Genomic DNA, 4,737 nt, shown 5'->3' with positions numbered 1-4,737 from the left:
AGACCGTAGTCGCCAATGATGCTCTGAAGACTTACGGTGATGCGAACCCAACATTGAGCACCACCGTCAGAGGCTTTGTATTGGGTCAGAATCTAGCAAGCTCTGGAGTGACTGGCAGTGGTGTTGCTACCACTACAGCAACTGAAAGTACCGGAGCAGGTACTGCAACGATTACTGCTGCAATCGGTACTTTAAGTGCCAATAACTATGACTTCACCACCTTTAGGTCTGGCACTTTAACCATTAACAAAGCCCACCTGACCGTAGTCGCCAATGATGCTCTGAAGACTTACGGTGATGCGAACCCAACATTGAGCGCCACCGTCAGAGGCTTTGTATTGGGTCAGAATCTAGCAAGCTCTGGAGTGACTGGCAGTGGTGTTGCTAGCACTACAGCAACTGAAAGTACCGGAGCAGGTACTGCAACGATTACTGCTGCAATCGGTACTTTAAGTGCCAATAACTATGACTTCACCACCTTTACGCCGGGTGCATTAACTATTAATAAAGCTAATTACACCAGCATTACAGGCACTAAAGTCTACGACGCTATTAATGGGGTCATCACCAATGCAACCTTAAGTGGTGTTAATGGTGAGACCTTTACTGTTACTGCAACTGCTAATAGTAAGAATGTAGTGGATGCAAGCTACTTCACATCTATCGGCACAAGTTTAGTTGGTAATTTGAATTACAACAGTGCTAGCGCTCTAAGTAGTATTAATACGGCAAGTATTAGCAAAGCTAATCTCTCAATTTCTGCCGTAGAGAGTCTTACTGGTAATACCTATAAAGGAAGTGCTTATATTGGCGGATACTCAATTACTGCTTTAGGAAATGATGCCCAAAATATTACAGTCGCAGGTATGGCAACTGGAATTAATGTAGGAAGCTATGTCTCGAATTTGGTGGCAGGTGGGGCGGTTCTATCAAATTACAATCCGCCGGCATTAACTAATGCAATTTTAGCTATCTCGCCTGCACCATTAGGTATTGAGTTGACTGGTACTTATTCGGGGACAAAAAATATTGCGCCAAGCACTTTCACGATCACTGGTTTGATGGTTGGGGATACGGTTAAATCAATTGCGAGTGCTAACCTAGTGGATGCTAATGTAGCTTATGGAAATAACTACGTAACATCTATTACTGGCGTGTCAGGAACTGCAGTGATGAGTAACTACTACATCACCACTAGCTACAACTCAATGCCCAATACCACCACCACCAATACAGCAACCATTACACCAGCTAATTTGGTGATTACAGCAACAACGGACGCGAAGTTTGTAACCCAGTCTGATCTTGTTGGATCTGCAAACAATTGTGGCGTAGGTGTTGCATGTGCCGGTGGTTATATGGGCGTTACTTACAATGGCTTTGTTAATGGTGAAAACAAAGACGTCTTGCAAGGCTCACCAGTAGTGATTCGCACCAATGACAGTGTTGACGCTGCTGGTGTCTATGCAGGTGTACTAAAGGCAAGCGGCCACAGTGCATCTAATTACAGCATTACCTACGCTAATGGTGATTACATCATTGCCCCAGCCAAAACCTTATTGGTTCGTGTAACACCTGACTCTCGCGTCTACGGATCTGATCCTGTGTATACAGCTAAAGCACAATATTTAGATGCGGATAACAGAACAATTATTGATTTGGTTCCAAGTATTAATGGTTCAGCAATTAGTATTGTGGACGGCGCTAGTGGTGCCGCTAACTTCACACTCTCATTGGCAGGTGCAAGCACCAGTACCTCGGGCAATATCAATGTTGGTGGATATAATCTCATAGCTACAAATTCTGTAGTGACTGGCAATAACTTTAAATCTCTGACAGTAGTAGGATCGAATACCATCATTCCTTACACCCTCAGACCAAATCAGTTGGGTATTTCAGGAGTAAGCAAGGTATACGACGGCAACATCAATATTGGTGGATTAGTGCTCAACGTTGATCCAACCTTATCTACTGTATTAGGATCAGGCGCCACCAAAGACCAGGTAACCATTATTGGTTCGGGTACCTTTGATAACCGTAATGTGGGAACCGGCAAAGCAATTGATGTGAACTTGACCTTGTCAGGAACCGACGGCGCTAACTATGTCTTGGATAACGATACCTACAGCGCAAACATCGGCACTATTACCCAGCTCAATTCTGTAAGTTATGTCGGTGGAGTGGGTGGGAAGTGGTCAACCCAATCTAACTGGGCGGGCGGGGCAATCCCAACTCTCAATAACGTAGCCAATGTCTATATTCCGGTTGGTAGTTCAGCTGTCTATGACTTAGCTACTGTAAATGCGCCAGGCGCCATGGGAAGCAACATCATCAATAACGGCATATTAACTATTAATGAATCTGCCAACACTACTATTATCAACTCCTTAGGTGGAAGTGGTACCTACGCGCATACTGGTAGCGGTATATTGACCATTGCTGGTAACAATAATCAAGCTAATCCAGGTTCATTGACCGGTCAAATTTCTGTAGCAAATTCTAAGACTCTGATCTTGGCTAATACCGATGCCTTAGGAAACGGCTCAATACTCTCTGATGGCGGCAGAGTAGGGCTTAGCGCGGACACCATCCTAAGATCATTGACTATTAACGGCCCTGTAACGCTGATCTCCGATGTAAGGACTCTGAATAACCAGCAGTATGGTGGAGCTGTAACCTTTAGCTCTGGTTCTGCTAATGCTCCAATGGTTATGAGTAGTCAGAACGGCAGCATTACTTTCTTAAGCACAGTAAATTCTGACGCAGCTAACCGTTCATTAACGCTCAATGCCCTTGCTGGTATGGTAACCCTGACAGATAACGCCGGTTATCTTTCACCATCGAGACTGTCTAAAGGTCCATCTATCACCGATCTTCTGATTAATGCTAAAGACATACTTCTGAAGGCTGATGTTTATACCTTAAGTACCCAGACTTATAACGGTGCGGTAGTGATTTCTGATAACGGCTCCAATGGGCTTACTCGCTTATTCCTGTCGCAAGACCCAAGCATTACTTTCTTGGGAACGGTCGATGATTCATTGAATGTGACTCATACACTTGATCTAAAAGCAGTCTCCTTCTCTGCAGACCAAACCCCAGCAATCACCTTTAGAGGCGCTATTGGATCCATCGTTCCGTTGGGTGGTTTGGTGGTGACTATGGAAACCCGCCTAGATCCAACTTTGCCACCAACCCCATCTGGAACCATCACTATTGGTGGCGGAATTACGACTATTGGCCCACAGACCTTCAGTGGCGGAGAAATCTTTTTTGATCCAGCATCAGGCGCAGGCCCAATCATTTTGAGTTCAAAAAATGGAGTAATCGAACTCTTTGGGCCTAATGGATTACGTAATGATTTGGGGGCTTACCTCAGGCCTGGTAACTTAGGTGGCTCCCCACAAACTTTGATTGGATACACACCACCACTAGATCCAGATAATGAATTGTTCCGCTCAAATCGCTATGGTGAGGGCTCAAAAGTCTCCGTAGGGGAGCCAAGCAAGATCGTTCCTTGTGAGGCTGAGCTTGTGGATGAGTGTGTAAAAGGCTAATTCCCGTTAATATTTAGTTATGTCGCTTAAGCAAATTAACGCCTCTTATCTGGTCAACGAAGACCGTATTTTGTTTCGTTTTAATACCCAAGATCAAGCTGAATATCGTCTTTGGTTAACGCGTAGAGTGACCCTATTTATTCTTGCAGCAAGCTCTCATTTGCTAGCAAAAAAGCTAGAAGAAAATCATTCGCCAGATGCAGCAAGAGCACTCCATGAATTTGAAAAAGAAGCATTTTTAGAAGCTGCAAGAACTGCAAATGCTGGTCAGCAAACTTACGAATCTGGCACGCAATTTCCAATGGGATCGGATCCACTTTTAGTGATGGATATCACTTGTTCGCTGACTAAAAATGGTGAGCAAGTAGACCCAAAAACTGATGCCCAAGAACACACTTTTGATGGTGGAATTTCAGTCGATTTCATTCTTCCTGGTGGCGCTAATTTGAATCTGAAATTAGCCGGCAATATGATGCGTGCAATGTCTCTTTTATTGGATCAATTGCGTCAACATGCAGGGTGGGGCGAAGCTACTTTGACAGTTAAAAACCCAGTTGAAAATGCATTAGAAAATGATACTGAGAGTGACGCAACTGCATCAGAAAAAACAGTATCAAATATTTCATTTCATTAAAGAAAAACACAGCTTTTGTACGTGCATTTCGTAGCATGCTTTTGATAAAAATTACCCCACTAGCGCCAAAGCCTGTTGGGCCAAAAATACCCCTATTTTTGAATCACTTTCATATTTTGCATTTCCACATCATTTCTTAACAAAATTAAGCCTGTAATTTCGGGGGTTTCAGAGCGTTCACCCTAGGGCTAATTCCAGTAGTTATAAGCCTTTGGGACAATTCTGGTTCCGGAAATAAACCAGAATTAGTTTTGAAAAAAGCCCTCAAAGAAAGGTCGCTCCTTTCTTTAAAAACATCGTTGAAAAATTGTTTTGCAAATATCAAATTTGCAGGCAATTTCTCACGTGTTTTTTCTGTCGGTGCAATCATTTTTTCTTCATCTGTTTTTGCAAATCCTGCAGTACCTTTGTTACCACCAAATGCACTCCCCACCAACGGTCAAGTCATCGCCGGCTCTGCATCCATTTCCCAAACCCAAACCCCCACCTCAGCAGCAATGACAGTGAATCAAACAACGCAACGTGCGGTAGTGAACTGGGATAGTT

At 43.7% G+C, this 4,737-nt stretch carries 3 protein-coding genes; all 3 read left to right on the top strand.

The features are described from left to right. Positions 1 to 3,557 (top strand): S-layer family protein (locus ICN20_RS10175; RefSeq protein WP_216240509.1); only part of this gene is annotated, 3,557 nt, incomplete at its 5' end. Between the two features lie 19 nt (positions 3,558 to 3,576). Then, positions 3,577 to 4,191, top strand: coding sequence for a hypothetical protein (locus ICN20_RS10170; RefSeq protein ID WP_216240507.1), 615 nt, complete (start codon positions 3,577 to 3,579; stop codon positions 4,189 to 4,191). Between the two features lie 251 nt (positions 4,192 to 4,442). After that, positions 4,443 to 4,737, top strand: a 295-nt coding sequence (locus tag ICN20_RS10165; RefSeq protein WP_216240505.1) for a hypothetical protein, incomplete at its 3' end; no start/stop codon positions are given.

This window comes from Polynucleobacter sp. JS-Polo-80-F4, assembly GCF_018881965.1.
Taxonomy (GTDB): Bacteria; Pseudomonadota; Gammaproteobacteria; order Burkholderiales; family Burkholderiaceae; genus Polynucleobacter.
Note: the sequence above shows the minus strand (reverse complement) of the source record. Positions and strands in the feature narration are given on the sequence as shown.

Coding starts and splice junctions, on each gene's coding strand:
- ICN20_RS10170 (WP_216240507.1), top strand. CDS start 3,577: ATGTCGCTTAAGCAAATTAACGCCTCTTATCTGGTCAACGAAGACCGT.